This window comes from Pseudomonas sp. C9D1 (genome assembly GCF_056491235.1).
The window spans coordinates 189,152-208,751 of sequence record NZ_JBSZIE010000002.1; the positions used below are offsets into that span (position 1 = coordinate 189,152).

General features: G+C 58.3%; 20 protein-coding genes. 9 read left to right on the forward strand and 11 right to left on the reverse strand.

What is annotated here, in order from left to right:
- Positions 1-15 precede the first annotated feature (15 nt).
- Genes ACXI0U_RS09300 through bufA2 form a run of 4 tightly spaced genes read right to left on the reverse strand, consistent with a single transcriptional unit; the run spans position 16 to position 2,313 of the window.
- Positions 16-330, reverse strand: coding sequence for a hypothetical protein (locus tag ACXI0U_RS09300; RefSeq protein WP_004374672.1), 315 nt, complete (start codon positions 328-330; stop codon positions 16-18).
- Between the two features lie 50 nt (positions 331-380).
- On the reverse strand, positions 381-1,175 hold the full coding sequence (locus tag ACXI0U_RS09305; RefSeq protein ID WP_479550104.1) for an HvfC/BufC family peptide modification chaperone: 795 nt from the start codon (positions 1,173-1,175) through the stop codon (positions 381-383).
- Positions 1,172-2,008, reverse strand: a complete 837-nt coding sequence (bufB, locus tag ACXI0U_RS09310) for an MNIO family bufferin maturase (RefSeq protein WP_043242877.1) — start codon at positions 2,006-2,008, stop codon at positions 1,172-1,174. The genes ACXI0U_RS09305 and bufB overlap by 4 nt, the downstream gene beginning before the upstream one ends.
- A gap of 44 nt (positions 2,009-2,052) precedes the next feature.
- A complete protein-coding gene (bufA2, locus tag ACXI0U_RS09315; RefSeq protein ID WP_004577564.1) occupies positions 2,053-2,313 on the reverse strand; it encodes a BufA2 family periplasmic bufferin-type metallophore in 261 nt (86 codons plus the stop codon).
- A 290-nt stretch (positions 2,314-2,603) separates the two neighbouring features.
- Between bufA2 and ACXI0U_RS09320 the strand changes: the two genes are divergently transcribed.
- From ACXI0U_RS09320 to ACXI0U_RS09345, 6 genes are all read left to right on the forward strand, one after another.
- Positions 2,604-2,810, forward strand: a complete 207-nt coding sequence (locus ACXI0U_RS09320; protein ID WP_003139535.1) for a co-regulatory protein PtrA N-terminal domain-containing protein — start codon at positions 2,604-2,606, stop codon at positions 2,808-2,810.
- Positions 2,811-3,003: 193 nt separating this feature from the next.
- The gene (locus ACXI0U_RS09325) at positions 3,004-4,842 is read left to right on the forward strand and encodes a copper resistance system multicopper oxidase (RefSeq protein ID WP_479550105.1); all 1,839 of its coding nucleotides are present in this window, start codon (positions 3,004-3,006) and stop codon (positions 4,840-4,842) included.
- Between the two features lie 12 nt (positions 4,843-4,854).
- Positions 4,855-5,169 carry a hypothetical protein gene (locus ACXI0U_RS09330; protein WP_479550106.1) on the forward strand — a complete coding sequence of 105 codons (315 nt, stop codon included), beginning with the start codon at positions 4,855-4,857 and terminating at the stop codon, positions 5,167-5,169.
- On the forward strand, positions 5,159-6,250 hold the full coding sequence (locus ACXI0U_RS09335) for a copper resistance protein B (protein WP_279902415.1): 1,092 nt from the start codon (positions 5,159-5,161) through the stop codon (positions 6,248-6,250). The genes ACXI0U_RS09330 and ACXI0U_RS09335 overlap by 11 nt, the downstream gene beginning before the upstream one ends.
- A gap of 9 nt (positions 6,251-6,259) precedes the next feature.
- Positions 6,260-7,102: a c-type cytochrome gene (locus tag ACXI0U_RS09340; RefSeq protein WP_479550107.1), complete on the forward strand. Its 843-nt coding sequence runs from the start codon at positions 6,260-6,262 to the stop codon at positions 7,100-7,102.
- The gene (locus ACXI0U_RS09345) at positions 7,092-7,535 is read left to right on the forward strand and encodes a DUF411 domain-containing protein (RefSeq protein WP_004574337.1); all 444 of its coding nucleotides are present in this window, start codon (positions 7,092-7,094) and stop codon (positions 7,533-7,535) included. Before ACXI0U_RS09340 ends, ACXI0U_RS09345 begins: the two co-directional genes overlap by 11 nt.
- 177 nt (positions 7,536-7,712) lie before the next feature.
- Here ACXI0U_RS09345 and ACXI0U_RS09350 read toward each other — a convergent pair whose 3' ends face one another.
- The 5 genes from ACXI0U_RS09350 to ACXI0U_RS09370 all read right to left on the reverse strand — a co-directional run bounded on the left by ACXI0U_RS09350 (position 7,713) and on the right by ACXI0U_RS09370 (position 15,538).
- Positions 7,713-9,038 carry an OprD family porin gene (locus tag ACXI0U_RS09350; RefSeq protein ID WP_003452303.1) on the reverse strand — a complete coding sequence of 442 codons (1,326 nt, stop codon included), beginning with the start codon at positions 9,036-9,038 and terminating at the stop codon, positions 7,713-7,715.
- A 156-nt stretch (positions 9,039-9,194) separates the two neighbouring features.
- On the reverse strand, positions 9,195-9,527 hold the full coding sequence (locus tag ACXI0U_RS09355) for a DUF2790 domain-containing protein (RefSeq protein WP_479550108.1): 333 nt from the start codon (positions 9,525-9,527) through the stop codon (positions 9,195-9,197).
- Positions 9,528-9,672: 145 nt separating this feature from the next.
- Positions 9,673-12,822 carry an efflux RND transporter permease subunit gene (locus tag ACXI0U_RS09360; RefSeq protein ID WP_479550109.1) on the reverse strand — a complete coding sequence of 1,050 codons (3,150 nt, stop codon included), beginning with the start codon at positions 12,820-12,822 and terminating at the stop codon, positions 9,673-9,675.
- Positions 12,819-14,279: an efflux RND transporter periplasmic adaptor subunit gene (locus ACXI0U_RS09365; RefSeq protein ID WP_150609632.1), complete on the reverse strand. Its 1,461-nt coding sequence runs from the start codon at positions 14,277-14,279 to the stop codon at positions 12,819-12,821. The genes ACXI0U_RS09360 and ACXI0U_RS09365 overlap by 4 nt, the downstream gene beginning before the upstream one ends.
- Positions 14,276-15,538 (reverse strand): TolC family protein, encoded by a 1,263-nt coding sequence (locus ACXI0U_RS09370; RefSeq protein ID WP_150609630.1) that lies wholly within the window; start codon positions 15,536-15,538, stop codon positions 14,276-14,278. The genes ACXI0U_RS09365 and ACXI0U_RS09370 overlap by 4 nt, the downstream gene beginning before the upstream one ends.
- A gap of 580 nt (positions 15,539-16,118) precedes the next feature.
- Here ACXI0U_RS09370 and ACXI0U_RS09375 point away from each other — a divergent pair.
- A complete protein-coding gene (locus ACXI0U_RS09375) occupies positions 16,119-16,847 on the forward strand; it encodes an AraC family transcriptional regulator (protein ID WP_479550110.1) in 729 nt (242 codons plus the stop codon).
- A 71-nt stretch (positions 16,848-16,918) separates the two neighbouring features.
- Entirely contained in the window at positions 16,919-17,815 is an 897-nt protein-coding gene (locus ACXI0U_RS09380; RefSeq protein WP_479550111.1) for a sterol desaturase family protein, read from the forward strand.
- Between the two features lie 465 nt (positions 17,816-18,280).
- Here the strand turns inward: ACXI0U_RS09380 and ACXI0U_RS09385 are convergent, their stop codons facing one another.
- A complete protein-coding gene (locus ACXI0U_RS09385) occupies positions 18,281-18,664 on the reverse strand; it encodes a metal ABC transporter solute-binding protein, Zn/Mn family (protein WP_479550112.1) in 384 nt (127 codons plus the stop codon).
- A 75-nt stretch (positions 18,665-18,739) separates the two neighbouring features.
- On the opposite strand from ACXI0U_RS09385, the gene ACXI0U_RS09390 reads away from it, so the two are divergent.
- The gene (locus tag ACXI0U_RS09390; RefSeq protein ID WP_479550113.1) at positions 18,740-18,952 is read left to right on the forward strand and encodes a hypothetical protein; all 213 of its coding nucleotides are present in this window, start codon (positions 18,740-18,742) and stop codon (positions 18,950-18,952) included.
- Positions 18,953-19,082: 130 nt separating this feature from the next.
- Here ACXI0U_RS09390 and ACXI0U_RS09395 read toward each other — a convergent pair whose 3' ends face one another.
- A complete protein-coding gene (locus ACXI0U_RS09395) occupies positions 19,083-19,565 on the reverse strand; it encodes an MFS transporter (RefSeq protein WP_479550114.1) in 483 nt (160 codons plus the stop codon).
- Positions 19,566-19,600: the final 35 nt, after the last annotated feature.

Genomic DNA, 19,600 nt, shown 5'->3' on the forward strand with positions numbered 1-19,600 from the left:
TGACCTGCTATCCCACTAAATCTCCAGTTCTGAGAGCTCTTTTAGCCCTGGGATACTGGTGACCTCGTTGGTCATACCTTCTGAACCATCTCGGCCGCGAAGCCAGTTTGAGTGATCGCCTGGCTCGCGCATTTCCAGCGTGTCATAGGAGTACCGCTTGCGCTTGAACAGGCTTTTCAATGCAGCGAACTCGTGGCTTTTTTCGTCTTCTATGCCGACGACTTCTCCTGCAAGCCGCTCCCAGTGACCAACGCCGTCGGCCAGCATTGCCTGATAGGTCTCCGGGTCAAGCAAGGCTTGCTGTTTGAAATGAATGATGCGGTGAGTCATAGAAGCGCTCGGAGTGGCCAAAGAGAGAGCGCTAGCCTAAAGGTTCCGGGTCATTCGTGTAATAGCTGGCCGCGCTTTAGCAAACCGTCGTTGACCCACAACTTCAACCAGGTCGCGGCTTGCAAGGGAGCTTGCTCGCCATGCGTGGCGCTCAACGACTCGCAGAGTTCAGCGAACGATCCGCCCTCGATGAGAAACTGCAATGCAGAAGCCTCCGCTGGCTCCAGGCTCCGGTACTGGCAGACGAGTTCATGACGCCAAACAAGACAGGCTAGGTTCGTTGGTAGGCGGGTAATTTCAGGCAGCAAGCTGCCGGACTTGGCGGCTTTCCACAACTCCAGCGTGTTGTACTGCAGCTGCAACCATCGGGCAGATGCAGTCAGGGAAACCCTTAGTGAAATCCAGTCTTCAGCCGAAAATTCACTCATGGTCTCCAGCGAAAGCGTGTCGACATCCTGAGCGTCGAAGGCCAGTGTAAATGCCCACTCCAGCTCCGCGAGTTCGCGCATCGGCGATAGTTGGGGTTCTTCGACGTAGCTGCCAATGAACTCGGGCAGCTTCTCGCCCAGCCAGCGAATGCTGAAATGTCGTGGTGGCCAGGCGGCCAAGTAGGCCAGTGCGAGCTGCTCGAATGATTCGTTGCCGATCCAGTGAAGCAGGGCAGGGAAGTCTTCTCGCAATACCGCAAGCAGGCGCGAACGGTAAGCATTGTGGTAGATCTGCAGGCCTTCGAGAGCACTCAGCGCTGTGCTACCTCGGATCTGCTCCAAAAGTTCGTTGGAGGGCAGGGCACTGTCACCTGTCAGGTAAGTTTCAAATGCAGTCTGTACGGCGATCAGGCTCAAGGGATGGCCCCCGATATCACAGCTTTGGCGATAGCACGGGCATGTGCTAATTCGGACAGCAGCTCCTCCAGCGGCGGAAACTGGTCATCCCGCTCGATCAAGGTCGATGTCGGGCCCAAGTAGCTCAACGTCTTGCTGTATAGAGACCAAACCGGATCAGCGATGGGCTGATCATGGGTGTCGATGAGGTATTGCCCGTAATCGCTGTGCCCGGCCAGGTGAATTTGCCGAATCCGCTCGTGCGGCAACTCCATGATGAACTGCCAAGGGTCGAAACCCTGGTTTCGCGAGCTGACGTAGACGTTGTTCACGTCGAGAAGCAGCTCGCACCCGGTCAGGTAACTGAGCTCCGAGAGGAACTGAGACTCGCTCATGCTGGATGTTGTCCACTGCACGTAGGAGGAAACGTTCTCCAGCACGATGGGACGCTCCAAAACATCCTGCACCAGGCGCACCCGGGCCGCGACATGCAGCAGGCTCTCCTGGGTAAACGGCAGCGGCAGCAGATCGTGAAGTTGATGGGCGTTGCCTCGACTCCAGCACAAGTGATCAGACACCCACTGAGGCTGCACCCGATCTGCCAGTTGCTTGAGCTGTCGTAGGTAGTCGATGTCCAAGGCATGTGAGCCGCCAATCGAAAGAGACACCCCGTGCATCACCAGGGGGTAGTGCTCGCCGATCGCATCGAGGAAGTAGAGAGCCTTGCCGCCTCCCACCAGGTAATTCTCGGAAATGATCTCAAACCAGTCGACCGCAGGTCGCTGTTCAAGAATCTGCTGGTAATACTCACTGCGAAGGCCAAGACCGAAACCCAGTGTTTTGCGCTTACTCATTCAAGACTCCAGCAGGGGAGTGGCAGGCACTCCCCGCAACGGCATTATTCGCTGGTCTTGCCACCGGCCTCATCGCACTTGGCCTGAGTCATCAGCTTGAAGCCCTGGCCTTTGCATTCTCCCTGGCCTTTGCAGGCATTTTTGGCGGTCATGCAGTCGTTCTGGCCCTTGCAACCGTTGACGCCGAAGCACTTCACTTCAGCTGCTTTGGTGTCCTGGGCGGCCTGGACAGGCAGGGTAGCAAACAGGCTGGCGGCCACGAGAGCCAGAGCGGCACCGGTAGCGACGTTGGATTTATTCGACATAGTGACAATCTCTCTTAATTGTTGGTGGTCTTATCCGCGGGTGCGAATGACCCTGAGTAGCTTAGGCATCGCTGCCGAGCATGCCCTCTCAAGAAATTCGCAAGGCTTTATGAGGGCATGAAAGACAGTACCGAGCCTTCTGGATGGGCTACAAGAAAGAAATAGCAACCTGACAGAACTGTAATGTTCGGCTCAGGTTGCTGACAGGCCCTCTTAGTTAACGTGACATCGAGCCTAAAGCTCGGCCTCTGCAGTTGCAGGGACCACTTAACTTACGAGGAATACCCAAAATGAAATCGATCAAAGCTCTGCTTGTAGTTACTGCTCTGAGCATCTCCAGCTTGGCAATGGCTGAAGGTGGTGCTGACCGAACCTTCGCGCGCATGGAGCAGGCACGCCAGACGTCTCTGGAGGCCTACCGGGTGGCCCAGCAGCAGAAAGTTGAGGCTCCTGTAGCCAGCAGTCCAACCGAGCAAGCAGAGCACACCAACTGCTGAAGTCATCTACCTTACAGAAATGTAATCACCCGGATGGTTGGGATATGGCAGTTTCATACTGCTCATCGTCGGTAAGGCTTGTGCAATGCACCGACGTGGAAAGTTGAGGGGTAAATCCCCGACATTGAAGCAGCCATGAACCCGAGACCGGGCACACCATCACCGGCTCATTTGACGGATTGGACAAAACGGCATGCAAAGCAAAACCACAAGGCGCACCTTCGTCAAAGGCCTGGCAGCCACCGGTATTATCGGCGGACTTGGCCTGTGGCGCACGCCGGTCTGGGCGGTGAACAGCCCCGGCCAGCCCAACGTACTGACTGGTAACGAATTCGACCTATTCATCGGTGAAACCCCGGTGAACATCACCGGCGCAGCGCGCACGGCCATGACCATCAACGGCTCGCTCCCTGGGCCGATTCTTCGTTGGCGCGAAGGCGATACCGTCACATTGCGCGTGCGCAACCGCCTCAAGGAGGACACCTCCATCCATTGGCACGGCATCATCCTGCCGGCGAACATGGATGGTGTTCCTGGCCTGAGCTTCCATGGCATCGCCCCTGACGGCATGTATGAGTACAAGTTCAAGGTCAACCAGAACGGTACCTACTGGTATCACAGTCACTCGGGGCTGCAGGAGCAGGTCGGCGTATACGGCGCGCTGGTCATCGATGCCAAGGAGCCCGAGCCCTTCAGTTACGACCGTGATTACGTCGTGTTGCTGAGCGACTGGACGGATGAAAATCCAACGCGGGTACTGGCCAAGCTCAAGAAACAGTCGGACTACTACAACCAGCACAAACGCACCGTTGGTGACTTCATCGATGACGTAAGCGAGATGGGTTGGTCCGCCGCCGTAGCCGATCGCAAGATGTGGGCCGAGATGAAGATGAGCCCGACGGATCTCGCTGACGTCAGTGGCTACACCTACACCTACCTGATGAATGGCCAGGCACCCAATGGCAACTGGACCGGCATATTCAAACCAGGCGAAAAGATCCGCCTGCGCTTCATCAACGCCTCGGCGATGACCTATTTCGATGTGCGCATCCCGGGCCTGAAGATGACTGTGGTTGCGGCCGATGGTCTGCACGTCAAACCGGTCAGCGTCGACGAGTTCCGTATCGCCGTGGCCGAGACCTACGACGTGATCGTCGAACCAGACAGCGAACAGGCGTATACCGTGTTTGCACAATCCATGGATCGCACTGGCTATGCGCGCGGCACCCTTGCTGTACAGGAGGGGTTGAGTGCACCAGTACCCAGCCCCGACCCGCGTCCGCTGATTGCCATGGGCGACATGGGTATGGATCACGGCAGCATGGGCGGTATGGATCACGGCAGCATGGGCGGTATGGATCACGGGAACATGGCCGGGATGGATCAGGGCAATATGGCGGGAATGGATCATGGCAGCATGCAGGGTGGCATGGCTGGTATGGATCACAGCCAGATGGCCGGAATGGATCATTCAAACATGGCTGGCATGGCTGGCATGGCTGGCAACATGCAGGCACACCCGGCCTCAGAGACCAACAATCCTTTGGTCGACATGCAGACCATGACGCCGACGCACAAGCTGGACGACCCAGGTATCGGCCTGCGTGATAACGGCCGGCGCGTGCTGACGTACTCTGACCTGCGCAGCACCTTCCCTGATCCGGACGGGCGTGAGCCAAGTCGCACCATCGAGCTGCACCTCACCGGGCATATGGAGAAATTCTCCTGGTCCTTCGATGGAATCAAGTTCTCTGACGCCGAGCCTCTACGCCTCAAGTACGGCGAGCGTGTTCGCATCACGCTGGTCAACGACACCATGATGACTCACCCGATCCATCTTCATGGCATGTGGAGTGATCTGGAGGATGCGAACGGCAATTTCCTGGTGCGTAAACACACCATCGACATGCCGCCAGGTTCCAAGCGCAGCTATCGGGTGACCGCCGATGCGTTGGGGCGTTGGGCCTACCACTGCCACCTGTTGCTCCACATGGAAATGGGCATGTTCCGTGAAGTCCGTGTGGATGAGTAAAGGAGATTTCTGATGAGTACTTTTATAAAGCGTAATGCCCTGTTTGGCAGCGCAGCGATGTTCAGTTTTTTGGCTGCTTTGTACGCGCCGACGTCATTGGCAGGTGAGGGGCACAGCGAGCACGAACAACATGCTGCCGAGTCGGCTGCGCCCGAGGCCATCAGTGACAAGCCTGCAGATCAATCGAAAGGCAAGGCCGCTGGCCAGCAGATGGATCATGGCACCATGGATCATGAGGGCATGAACCATGACGATATGGGGCACGAGAAGATGATGGATAAGCATGGCGGCACCGAAGCCGAAGCAGGTTCGAACCATGACCACTAGGTTTTCACGCCCGTCCCTCATAGCGCTGGTCGTGTCGCTGAGTGCACTCAGCGGCGGCGTTACCCAGGCTGCGGAAGAAATGGATCATTCGGCAATGGGGCACGGCTCCATGTCGATGGACCACAGCCAGATGGGCCACGGTTCCGCCAAAGCGCCGATGGAGGGCATGGATCACAGCAAGATGGACCATGGTGCCATGCAGGGTGCTTCGGGCAGCATGGATCATAGCCAGATGGGCCACGGCCAGAGCCAAGAGAAGGCCCAGGCTATGGATCACAGCAAGATGGGGCATGGCGCCATGCAAGGACAGATGGAGGGCATGGATCATTCAAAGATGAACCATGGCTCCGCTGAAGCCCCGAGAACCACCAGCCGTACGCCGATTCCCGTTCTGACGGATGCTGATCGCCAAGCGGCTTTCCCGCCATTACCTGGCCACAAGGTTCACGACAGCGCCATCAACAGTTTTTTCCTGCTCGATCAGCTCGAATACCAGGACGCAGATGAGGGCAGCACCCTGGCCTGGGATGCGTCGGGCTGGGTAGGCGGTGATATCAACCGGGTCTGGTTCCGCTCCGAAGGCGAGCGTACCAACGGCGTGACCGAGGATGCTGAATTACAGCTGCTGTACGGCCGCTCGATCGGCCCTTGGTGGGATGTCGTCGCGGGCGTTCGCCAGGACTTCAAACCGGAGTCGCCGCAGACTTGGGCCGCCTTCGGTATCCAGGGCATGGCGCTTTACGCCTTTGAGGCCGAAGCCACGGCCTTCGTCGGCGAGAATGGCCAAACTGCTGCCCGACTGGAGGGCGAGTACGACATTCTGCTGACCAACCGGCTGATTCTCCAGCCAACTGCCGAAATGAACTTCTACGGCAAGAACGATCCTGAACGAGGTGTGGGGTCTGGGTTGGCCAATACCGAACTCGGTTTGCGTTTGCGTTACGAGATTGTCAGACAGTTTGCCCCCTATATCGGGGTTTCCTGGAGCCGCTCCTATGGCAACACGGCAGACATGGTGCGTGACGAGGGCGGTGATGTAGACGAGGCGCGTTTTGTCGCCGGTATCCGGATGTGGTTTTGAGAACCTGACATGAAAAGAACAATTAAAACTTTGGTGGCGGCCGGCGTGGTCGGTAGCACAGCTGTCCTGGCCGGCGCCTACTTTGGCGTGGTCAACGTGGGGGCCGATGATCCCCATTTTCCTGCAGTGTATGCGTTTCTCACGATGGCCCGCGACCGCTCTATCGAAGTCCGTTCGCAGGACATCGAGGTTCCCAACCTGGATGATCAAGCTCTTATTCGCGCCGGTGCGGGCAACTACAACTCCATGTGTATCGGCTGTCATTTGGCGCCAGGTGTGGCGGAGACCGAGTTGAGCCAATCGCTTTATCCTGCTCCTCCCAACCTCGCCAAGATCGGTGTCGATGGCAATCCCGCTGCGACTTTCTGGGTAATCAAGCACGGTATCAAGGCAACGGGTATGCCTGCTTGGGGCAAGAGCATGGGCGATGAGTACATCTGGGGCATGGTTGCCTTCATTGACCAATTGCCGACGATGGATGCCAAGCAATACCAAGCACTCGTCGCATCCAGTGGCGGCCATCAGCATGGTGGTGGGGAAACGCAAATGCACAATCATGAAGGTCAGCACGGCGACAACAAGCCTGGCCATCATGGCAATAGCGGCGGTGGCGAAGACCATCATGGAACAGGTGATGCCGGAGAGCCTGGCCATCACGATGCCGCGGCTACTGATAGCGAGGGTGGCTCCGCACCTGAGGCAGGTCACCATTCGGACATGAGTGGCGATGATCACCATGCCGGGGATGAGGCCGCCCCAAGCGGCGGAGACCATCATTCCGAGCAAACTCCGAATGCCTCGCCCAAGACCCACACCCACGCCGATGGCAAAGAGCACGTGCATGAAAGCTAAATATCTGGCCTTGCTGGCCGCTCTCTCCGTCACAACTGGAGTTCAAGCCGCTGATGCCCTGACGATTGATGTCCATCGTGATGCTAATTGCGGATGTTGCAAGAAGTGGATCTCACACCTCGAAGCGAATGGCTTCAAAGTCGTCGACCATGTCGAAAGCAACATGTCGGCAGTGAAGCAAAGTCTGGGCGTTGCGCCGCGGTTGGCGTCTTGCCACACGGCGGTGATTGACGGCAAGTTCGTCGAAGGTCATGTGCCGGCGGCTCAGGTCATCGAGCTCACCAAGCGCGATGATCTCGTGGGCATCGCTGTTCCCGGGATGCCGGCGGGCTCCCCCGGTATGGAAGTCGATGGCGTACAGCATGCCTACCAGGTCATTGGCTTGACCAAGGCGGGGTCTGATCAGGTCGTTGCAGAATATCCCGCTCAGTAGTACTGCCTGCCAGCACGGCCGCTTGTGTGTAGTGGCCGACTCTTTTTCATACGCCCTTTAACCTAAGTAAAAAAGGCGCCCGAGGGCGCCAAGGGCTGTCTCCAAACCAAAGGAGCACTACGAGGGGACAGCAGGACCAAGGCGCGAGCGGGCAATCAACCCGCCCGCTTGCCAGGGTTAGAGAACTTCCAGCGGGTACTCGACAATCAGGCGGACTTCATCCAGATCCGACTCGTAATCGGTCGCGCGAGTGGTCATTTGGCGAACACGGAAAGACATATCCTTCAGTGATCCAGTCTGCACAACGTACTTGGCCTCGATGTCCCGCTCCCAGCGCTTCTGGTTGGTCAACGGATCGCCGTTGTCATCACGGCGCATATAGACTTCGTTGGCCTTGCTGTAGTCGGCATCCCAGCCTTGGGCATATCGAGTCATGAAGCTCAACCCAGGCACACCGAAAGGCTCCATATCCAGGTCATAGCGCACTTGCCATGACTTCTCCTTCGGCGAGTTGAAGTCGCTGTACTGGATGGAGTTGTCGAGGTAGATGGAGTCCGATTGGCGCAAGTAGTCGAAGTCATCATCGCCATTGTTGCGCTGGAGACCCACCAGCACTGTGTGAGCGCCGAATTGGATGCCGACCTTGCCGCTCCAGATGTTGTTATCGAAGCTCCCGAGGAGCTGCTTCCCTTCATCGACCGCCTTGTAGTAGTTCAGCCCGCCGATCAAGGCGACATCGTCCGCAAGCGGGTAGCTCAGCGTGGTGCCCGCGTAATATTGATTCCAGGCATCCTTGAGGCGGCTGGTGTAGAGACTAAAGCCGACGTTGTCATTAAGCGTGTAATCACCACCGAAATAGGCGATCCATGGCGAGTCCACTTCGCCTGCGTAGAAGGTAGCGAAGCCGTCGCGCATGCTGCTGGTATTGGGTTGGCTCATCGAGTGGAGGCGACCACCTTGAAGCGACAGTCCTTCCACGCTGCTGTTGAGCACGGTGATACCTCGGAAACTCTCCGGTAAAAGCCGCGCATCACCGTATTGAACGACAGGGCTGACAGGAAAGACGTCGCCTACCTTGATCTCGGTATCCATGAACCGAGCTTTCACCGCGCCACCCAGTTTGGAGTAGTTATCCTCAGCCTGCCCGAGGCTGTTGTAAGGCAGCACATCGACTGAGCCACCGGCTCCTGAACGGCCGTCGCCGGTGTCAAGTTTGAGTCCTAGCATGGCAAAGGCATCGACACCGAAGCCTATGGTGCCCTCGGTGAAGCCAGACTCGAATCGGCCTATCACGCCATGCGCCCACTCTTCCGAATAGCCATTACCCGAGCTGCTGGACTGGCCTTTGCGGAAGTCACGGTTGAAGTAGAGATTTCGATTGAGGATGGTCAGGCTGCTGCCTTCGATAAATCCCTCGCCTTTCTCGTCGGCGGCCATTGCAGCTTGCCCGGTACTGATGCTCAGAGCGAGTAGAGAAAGTCCTAACAGGGTTCTGTTATTCATAAATGCTCCTGATGTTATTGGCAGTTGTCATTGTGTGGTCGCATATATGTGCCAAGCGCGCCGGGCATAACCAGGCGCGCCTTGGCCATATTTCCACATGCCAAATAACGTCAGGGTGACTTGAAAATTACTTTTCAGTCAGCGCGATGTCATTTATTAGTTTTGGTTCCGGCAACCTGTTCCGGCTGCACGGTATTCAAGAATATTCAGATCGCCGTTGGAGTCCTCGTAGGTCATCTGGGCTGGCATCACATTGCAGCTAGAGTCCGTTGAGGTAGTGGCCACGCCCCTGGCGATATCGAGCTTCATGCCGTAGCGGTAATGAATAACTTCAGGCGGATTCTTTCCGTTAGCGGCAGCATACTCTTGCATGGCCTGCTCATTGGCCTGAATCATCCGACCATAAACACGATCAGCGCCGCCTTCTGCCAGAGTGGCAGAGGAAACAACCATAGCGGCAAGGGCTGCAATAACTTTGAGGCTTTTCATGTTTAATCACTCCTTCAAGGTGGTGATTAAAATATATCCGCTCAACCTGTCATAAAAATGAAGTCAAAGTTACATCGCCGTAATGCTTCCTGCCGCGTTACCCGGGCGAGTCAGCTTGGCGCGTGGCTTGCCCGGGTTTGTAAAGCTATAGCTCCTGCGGTGCGCGAACCTTCTGTGTACGCTGCCTTCGCATCAGCCAGTACGCGGCCGGCAAAACCAACATGGACATCAGCGGCGCGGTAATCATGCCGCCGACCATGGGCGCGGCGATGCGCTTCATCACTTCAGATCCGGCACCTCCGCCCCAGAGGATTGGCAACAGGCCGGCGATGATCACGGCCACCGTCATCACCTTGGGCCGCACGCGCAGCACTGCGCCTTCACGAATTGCCTCCAGTAGTGCCGGGTCACCGCTGCGCCCGGCATCCATACGTGCATGCCAGGCATTCTTCAGGTACAGCAGCATGATCACCCCGAACTCGGCCGAGACGCCGGCCAGGGCAATGAAACCGACCCCAGTGGCCACCGACAGGTTGAAGCCGAACCAATAGAGCAGCCAGATGCCCCCCGACAGGGCGAAGGGCAGGGTGGCCATGATCAGAAGGGCCTCGCTGAAGCGGCTGAAGGTCAGGTAGAGCAGCACGAAGATAATCAACAAGGTCGCCGGCACCACCCAGGACAGCCGCGCATTGGCGCGCTCCAGGTACTCGAACTGACCGGAGTAAGAAACGGTCATGCCAGCGTCGAGTTGTACCCGCTCAGCTACGCGTTGCTGTAGCTCACGTACGGTCGATGCCAGGTCGCGCCCACGGACATCAACATAGACCCAGCCGGACAGGCGCCCGTTCTCGCTGCGTAGCATCGGCGGCCCTTCGGTCAGGCTAACCTGGGCGACGGTGCCCAAGGTGATCTGCTGGCCGGCTTGCGTGAGGATCGGCATACGCCGTAGTGCCTGCGGACTGTCTCGCCACTCCTTGGGATAGCGCAGGTTGATCGGGAAGCGGGCCAGTCCTTCAACCGTCTCACCAATATTGCTGCCGCCGATGGCGCCCGATACCACCGCCTGCACATCGGCGATGCTCAGGCCATAGCGCGCCGCGGCCAGTCGATCGATCTGGATGTCCACGTAACGGCCGCCAGTAAGGCGTTCTGCCAAGGCCGAACTCACCCCAGGCACCTCTTTGGCCACGGCCTCGATATCGCGCGTTATGCGCTCGATGTCGACCAAGGAGGTTCCGGACACTTTCACCCCAATGGGGCTCTTGATCCCCGTCGCCAGCATGTCGATGCGGTTGCGGATGGGCGGCACCCAGATATTGGACAGCCCCGGAACTTTTACCGCGCGATCCAGTTCCTCGATCAGCTTTTCGGGTGTCATCCCCGCGCGCCATTGATCGCGTGGTTTGAACTGCACCGTGGTCTCGAACATTTCCAGCGGTGCTGGATCGGTGGCGGTCTCTGCTCGCCCGGCCTTGCCGAATACCCGTGCCACTTCGGGCACCGTGAGGATCATCCGGTTGGTTTGCTGCAGCAGCTGGGTGGCCTTGCTGGCCGGCAAGCCGGGCAGGGCTGATGGCATGTACAACAAGTCGCCCTCGTCCATCGGCGGTAGAAACTCTCCTCCGAGTCTGCTGAGGGGCCAGAGACTGGACAAAAACACTAGCAAGGCCAGCGCTAGGGTCACCTTAGGCCAAGCCAGCACCCACTCCAGCACCGGCCGGTATGCGCCGATCAGCCAGCGGTTCAAGGGGTTTTGCTGTTCGCTGGGGATATGCCCACGAATCCAGTAGCCCATCAGCACCGGTACGAGGGTGACCGAGAGGCCGGCGGCGGCGGCCATGGCATAGGTCTTGGTAAAGGCCAGTGGGCCGAATAGGCGTCCTTCCTGGGCCTCCAGGGTAAAGACCGGGAGGAACGATAGGGTGATGATCAGCAGGCTGAAAAAGAGTGCCGGTCCGACTTCGGCCGCGGCTTCGCCGATCACTCGCCAGTGCGCCTCACCCTGAAGCGGCTCATTTGGGTGTCGCGCCTTCCAGGCCTCGATGTGCTTGTGCGCGTTCTCGATCATCACCACAGCGGCATCGACCATGGCGCCGATGGCGATGGCGATCCCGCCCAGCGACATGATGTTGGCATTGACGCCTTGGTAGCGCATGACGATGAATGCCATCAGGATGCCCAGGGGCAGGGTGATGATCGCGACCAGCGACGAGCGCAGGTGCCAGAGGAATATCAGGCAGACCAAGGCCACCACTACGAACTCCTCCAGCAGCTTGTAGCTGAGGTTATCGATGGCGCGGTCGATCAGTTGCGAACGGTCATAGGTAGTGACCACCTCGACGCCGGCGGGCAGGCTGGCTTTCAGGCTGTCCAACTTGGTCTTCACGGCAGCGATGGTGTCCCGGGCATTCTTGCCGGAGCGCAGGATGACCACGCCACCGACCACTTCACCCTGGCCGTCCAATTCGGCAATGCCGCGACGCATCTCTGGCCCCAGTTGAATGGTGGCCACCTGGCCTAGCAGCACCGGAATTCCGCTTGCCGAAGCCCGCAGCGGCACATTGCGAAAATCATCCAGGCTCTCCAAATAGCCCGAGGCCCGCACCATGTACTCGCGCTCCGCCAGCTCCAAGATGGCGCCGCCGGTTTCCTGGTTAGCGCTCTTCAGCGCCGCTTCGACCTCCTGCTGAGTTACCCCGTAAGCCACCAACTTCTGCGGATCGAGCAGCACTTGGTACTGCTTGACCATGCCGCCGAGGGTGGCCACCTCGGCCACGTTGGGCAGGCTCTTGAGCTCGTACTTGAGAAACCAGTCCTGCAGCGCACGCAGCTGGGACAGGTCATGCTGGCCGCTGCGGTCGACCAACGCGTACTGGTAGATCCAGCCCACGCCGGTGGCATCCGGGCCCAGAGTGGTGGTGACGCCCTCAGGCAGGCGTTCCTGGGCCTGGTTGAGGTACTCCAGCACGCGCGAACGTGCCCAGTAGAGATCGGTGTCGTCTTCGAACAGCACGTAGACGAAGGAGTCGCCGAAGAACGAGTAGCCGCGCACCGTCTTCGCCCCCGGAACCGAGAGCATGGTGGTGGCCAGCGGATAGGTCACCTGATTCTCGACTATCTGCGGCGCCTGGCCGGGAAAGCTGGTTCTGATGATGACCTGGGTGTCTGAGAGATCCGGCAAAGCGTCCACTGGCGTGTTGCGCAACGACCAGATCCCTAAAGCGGTGATGAACAGGGTCGCCAGCAGCACCAGGAAGCGGTTGCCTATCGACCAGTGAATCAGGCGCGCGATCATGGCAGCTCTCCTTGCTTGTCGAGCCGCTCTACTTCCAAGCCAGAGTCCGTCTGACGAGCACCGATGCGTACGTGATCCCCAGGCTTGAGTCCCGCAGCTACTTCAGGGCTGGCCAGCGGAAATGCCATGGTCATGCCGGGCATGTTCAGGCTCTCGAATGGACCGTGCTCCAGGGTGACCTCCTCGGCGTCCAGGGCACGAATCACGCCATGGGACTCATGGAGTTTCTTTGCATTGTCCTGCTTGGCATGGCTGGCCACGACACCCTGGAGGCTGGCCTCCGAGTCGATCAGGAACTGGCCTGAGGTAACGACCGACTGTCCCTCCTCAAGACCGGACAACACCTCCAGGCGCCCATCGGCCTCGCGGCCCAAAGTGATCTCCAGGGGGCGGTAGCGCCCATCGACTTCGGCCAGCATCACCAGCGCACGCTTACCGGTGCGAATCACCGCTTCACTCGGGATCAGTAGCGCGGGTTGTTCGACGGTGCTGTTCAGGCGCACGGCGGCGAACATGCCGGGGCGCAATTTACCGGCGGGATTGGGTAACTCACTGCGCACCGTGAGCGTACGCGTCCGCGAGTCGGCACTCGGCAGCAAGGCGACGACACGACCTTGCAGAGGCTGTTCTGGGAAGGCGGTCAGGGTGGCGGTGATGCTCGCGCCAAGCTGAACCGCTCCAGCTTGGTCTTCGGGGATTGCGGCATCGAGCCAGACAGTGGACAGCCCGTTGATCCGCGCCAGGTCCTGGCCGGCTGCCACGGTCATCCCGGTACGCACGTCCAATGCCTGCAGCTCGCCGGCGATGGGCGTGGTGATGGTCTGAACCGCCCGTGGCTGGCCGCTGCGACGAACCTGCTCGACCAACGATTGAGGCATGCCCAGCAGGCGCAGGCGCTCCTGGGTCGCACTTATCAAGCGTGTGTCAGCAGTACGCAACACAGCCAGGAACTCCAGCTGAGCGGCAGACCATTCGGGAATCAGCAGGTCGACGAGGGGCGTACCGGCGGGCAATACATCGCCAGGGGCGTGTCCGTAGACCCGCTCGACGAACCCACCCGCTCGGGCCTGCAGGTTCGCCACCTCGCGCTGGTTATAGGCCAGGGAACCGACGGCCTCGATACCCGAAGGCAGCACACCGCGAGTTACTGGCGCGGTGCGCATCCCGAGGTTTTGCACGGCTTGCGAGGGCACGCTCAGGGTCGAGGAGTCCTGCCCTGCATCTGCGTACTTGGGGACAAGCTCCATATCCATGAAGGGGGACTTGCCCGGTTTATCGAAGCGCTGCTCAGGTTGCATCGGGTCATACCAGTAGAGCACTTTGCGCTCATCCGTCGGTGCGGGGGGTGGCATCACCTCATGGTTGGCCGGCCTCTCGGCCAGCCAGTAGCCACCGCCTGCCGCGGCAATGCCCATGGTCAACAAGGCCGCGGAAAAACCTAATGCTGAAATTTTCATTGCAGGCCCTCCACATAGGCGTAGTACAAGCTCGCGGAGAGCTGGCTCAGCTTGCGCTGCTGTTCGATCTGTCGCAGCTGAGCCTCGATCAGCTCGCGCTGGGCGGTGATGACGGATGCCAGCTGACTGTTGCCGGCCTGATAGGCGGCCAGTTCAAGATCGGCACGTTTGCTCGCCAGAGGGATCAAGGTTTTCTCGGTACGCGCCAGAGCTCTGCGTAGTTGCTCCAACTCGGCAAGGCCGCTTTCCAACTCAGCCTGATGGGCGCGCAGTAGCACTTCCTGCTCGGCCTCCATCTGCGACACGCTCTGTTGCTTGGCGTTGATCTTCGGACCCTGACGCGTGCCGACGAACAACGGCAGGTCGAAGGTGAACTGCACCATCACCATGTCGCCGAACTGGTTGTCGCGGTTGTTGTAGGCAAACTCTACGCCCCAGTCAGGTGTCTTCTCGGCTACAGCCTCATTCAACTCTGCACTGGCCTCGCCAACCCGGGCAGACGCGGCACGCAAGTCGGGATGCTGAGCCAAACGGTGCTGCAGGTGGGGGACATCCAAGCTCAGGCTGGGCACATCTCCCGCCAGAAGCTGATCAGCTTCGTTGCCTATCCAGCGGCGCAGCTTGGCCCGAGCTACCGCCACGTCGCGATTCAGCTCATCCCGCCGATCCTGCAAAGCCAAAGCCTCCTGGTCGGCCTGCAGCAGTTCGCCAGGCTGAGCGCTGCCGCCGGCGATCAGCGATTGCACTGTCGAGCGGAGCAGCTCGATCTGACGGTCTAGTTGATCGAAGAGACCAACACTGTGCTCGGCGTAGTACACATCCAACCAGCTCAATGCCGTCTGGCGTTTGACCTCAAGCTGCATGGCGCGCTGCTCGGCCTCGGCCCGGACAACGGAGGCTTCGGCCAACTGGCGGCGGGCCTGGCGTTTGTCGCCATTGGGAACCTCTTGCATGAGCCCAATGCGGCGCATGGTCATTGAGTCACGATTCAGGGTGTAACGATCAGGCCCTTCGATGGGCAGGTTATCGATGCCGAGAATCAGCTTGGGATCGGGCAGGGCGTCTGCGGGAACTACGGCCTGCTGTGCCGAAGCGACCTGTGCTTGTCGTGCCAGGTTCTCAGGTGCGCGCTGTTCGGCGAGCGCCTGCGCTCGTTCGAAGGTTAGGGGCTGCGCCTGTGCAGCAACCCAGGGAACTGCCAAGAATGCGGCAGCAAACACACCGAGATAGCCACGGTGTAGGAAAAGGAAAGCGTGCATGCTTTCGCCTCCAATGCGATTGATCGAGGTCGCCACCAAAAGCGTGGTCGCGACGATGCGCCTGGTTTAAAGGCGCGAAGATCACTGCATTAGACGAAGCGAGGAGGGCGCCAGAGTCCTGCGGGCTCCCGCTTAATCACCGACTGGGTCAGCAATATCTCGGGGCGTGAGGGAAGAGGGGATATGCTCTTGATAACGGTGGTCTGGAGAAGTCCTCCGGTCTTGCATTCCTGGCCGGATTTGCAGGGGGACTTACTGGCCATCCCATCAGACTTATCCATTTGCTCGCAGCACGGAGCATCGGCCATTGCATGGCCCTGATGATCGGCGCTCTGCATCGGGCAAGGTTGTGCAGGCATGCTGAAAGCCATACCGCCGAAGGTCGGCAGCACGAGGCTAGCAATCATTACCAGGATCAATCCAATCCGACGCACAGCAATTCACCAGGCGGGGCGATAGGGCGACGATAACAGATTGCCCCGGGGCATGAACGCTCGTTTTGACGATAATAGCACTTCGTTGATTTGGATCAAATAGAGTGTCATGCAGGGTAGGGTGCCGAAAGCAGAGGAGCTATCTGGTGATTGCATCACAGAGTGCCAGCTGGCACGGCAAAGCCTGGGTATCTCCAGGTTTCGGGGTATTTTTAGGGCAGGTAGGCAATCATGATTGGCATCGCCACATGGCTCACCAGATCACCATTGGCATCAACCACGACTTGACGGTGACTACACCTGATAGCCACGTCACGGCTCGAGCCATTTGCATTCAAGCAGGCGTAACTCATCGAATCGAAGCAGTTGAGGTTATTTCGATTTACCTTGATGCACTTTCTGAGGAGGCACGAACATTTAATGCCTCTACGAGCATCTTGCCTATCGATGTACAAAGCATTTTGTCTCTGCAGAGACTGTTGGCAACCCCCTGTATCACCGCACAGCAAATCCGGGGAGCGGTTCGCCAATTTCTTGATCTCACCGATCTGCCGATCATCGATCCACGGCTGCAACTTGTCCTTGAAGCCTTGAACGAGCCCACCAATGGCAGACAAGAACTGGCAGATCTGATGCACCTGTCGACGACTCGCTTTTCTCATTGGTTTGTTGAACAGACTGGCTTGCCAATGCGCAGCTACCGTAAGTGGCTTCGCCTGGTCTCTGCGTTACAACTCATTACGGCTGGCCAAAGTCTGACAGGGGCCGCCCATGCTGCAGGATTCTCGGATTCCTCGCACTTTTCCCGCACCTTTCGCAGCCTATTTGGCCTCGATCCTTCGTCAGCTCTGAGCCAAGTCAGTCTCAGCGGCTGAAGTCAGCTTTTTTGTTCAAGCCAGAACCCTGGGGGCCGCCTAACGTAGGGGCATCAAGAAGAGGGGGCTGCATGATGAGCAATTGCTTAAAGTTTATGATCCGCTGGTTCAGCTATCCCGTCATATTTGGCGGTACGGCTGGCTGGATGATCTGGCAACTTTACGAGGGCGTGCCATATTGGCCCAGCACAGCCCTGATTGCCGTAGTCGGAATTATTCCGGTCGCTGTGTTGGAGCGTCTACAACCGTTCCGTCAGATCTGGCTTTCCGACCACAGTGACACACTGACCGATCTGCTTCACCTGATCGTGAATTTGTCCGTCATCCAGTTCACTGCTGCGATTCTGGCTCGACTGGGCGATTGGGTGCCTGATGCCGCTCGCACCTTTCCAACGACTTGGCCGCTCTGGATCCAGTTGCTCATCGTAGCCATGGTTTTGGATCTCAGTCTCTATGCCATGCACCGACTCAGCCACTATGTGCCGTGGCTATGGCGCTTACACGAGCCCCATCACAGTGCAGAGCGCCTCTATTGGATGAATGGCGAGCGTCGACATCCACTACACGCGGCGATCATGGCGGGGCCGGGGCTCTTGGTGCTCTTCGCGATGGGGACACCTTCAGCTCTCGTCGCAACCTGGTTTGGCATCCTGACAGTGCATCTCGCATTTCAGCATTCCAACCTGGACTACTCGCTAGGCTGGATGCGCAATGTGATTGGCGTCGCGGAGACACACCGCTGGCACCACAAGCGGGAGTTCGAAGATGCTCAGGTCAACTTCGGCGAGTTTTTACTTCTGTGGGATCACCTGTTTAGAACCTTCTATGACAGGGCAGACAAGCTCGGCGATGCCCAAGTAGGACTGCAAGAACGTGACTACCCGACTGGGTATCGGGCTCAACTGGTAGCTCCGTTTAAGCGGGTTTCTCAATCGAGTAGGACTCGCAAGACCCACTCGGCGAGCTAGCACAGGACCAACCTCGCTGGCCGTTCAGTAGAGTCCAAAGTGGGTGTTGGGGCCCCAGGTCAAACATTCTGTTGGTTAGACGCTTGAGGTAGGGGCCTGCTTCGAGCGTACCCAATCAGGCACCAAAAGCGAATTCTATAATCGCTCTATAATCACTTTATAATCGACTATAAAGCCCATTCTAGAGGGCCCGGAGCGACCTAAAAAGCCGATTAGTTGCTGTATGTATGTGTCAGATACTGGATACAAGTAACCCGGAGGTGAGTTGTTTGATCGGGAAGAATGCAGCACTTAGCACGCACAGCCCGTACGATGCGGGCGTCGACTGAGGTTTCTCCACTTCAAGCCGTTACTATTCATGGAAGAGATCAGGAGTGAAGTCCCAAATTGACTTCCAAGAAACAGGTGGAGTCCCACATTGCCTTCCAAAGCGCCAACAAAGTTCCACATTGCCTTCCAACGCTATCAAAAAACAGGTCGCATCCGGCCAAAAGTCCCAGAATGCCTACCGCGAAAGGCTGGGTCGGAGCTGGATAGATCACTCGCCATACGCGAAGCGATCTTGCGTGCATTGTCGGGATCAAGCCAAAGGTGAGCATCAAGCGCTCCTGGGCGATGCAGTTCGTCGTGCTCACCAGTCTCCGCACCCTCGACATGCACATCAGCATGCCCATCTTCATGCTCGTCAGCGGGTTCTTCGTCGTGTCGATGTTCTTCACCAAAGCGACGCAGGTGCAGCCCACTGATGTCCTGAACAGCCAGAGTCGTTGCGCTACGGCCTTCAAGAACCCTTGGCAGGAACGTTTCGAGATCCGGCCCAATCCAGTAGAGCAAGTCTGCCTCTCGCACGTTGCGAAGGCCACTGAGACTCCGATACGTTTCGAGCAGGTGAGCGGACTAGCTCGCCTGCTCAGAGGTTTTGGTGTGCTGCGCTCCAGCCTCAATGAGGCCTATCAGGGCCAGCGCCGACTATGCAGCCTGCTAGACGCCAAGCGCGACGGGCTCTCGCACGGCAAGTCATGGATCGCCACCATCGAGGACACTATTCGGCAGGAGCAGCCGTTCCTGCAGGCTTGGCTCGGGCAGCGCGTCTGCTACGTCTACGATGAATCCGTTACCGAAGACGCGACTCTGTGACCAGCACTATCAGCCTGAGAATCTTCTTACATGACCACTGGTGGAAGCCCTGATCGCAGGTGGCAATCCTGTCATGGTGGGGTTGTAGGTTAAGTGGGCCCAACAGTAAGCATCAGGTACTCCCAAAGCACTACGGCCTTGGCTTTGGAGCTGGAAGTTGACTGCTCGCCACTAGCCCTGACAATGCAAAGCCTACAAGCAACATCAGCAACGTCTCGGCGCTGAAAGAATCTAGAATCATCGCGGCACCTATCGGTCCCACTGCTTGTGCGACGAGCATCGGCCGGGCGAGCAGGCCCATGCGAGAGCCGTAGCCGGCTGAGCCGAATAGCACCAATGGTAATGTTCCCCGCGTGATAGTCAGGATGCCATTCCCTGCGCCGTACAGCGCTATTGCCAGGAATGCCAACCATGGTTGCGCGGGCAGCAGCAAAACAATCCCCGTCAGGCAAAGCAGAATCCCTAAGCGAGTTGCCCAGGTGGGGTGAAGGCTTTGTCCCCAGGTGAATTCTGCAATGCGCCCAGCGACCTGCGCTGGCCCTATGACCATTCCGATAGCCAAGGCCGTCGCGGTCGCTATTCCGAGCAACTTGAGCATATCCAGCAGGTGCACTGACACAGTCGATGTGACCAATGATTGAAGTGTCA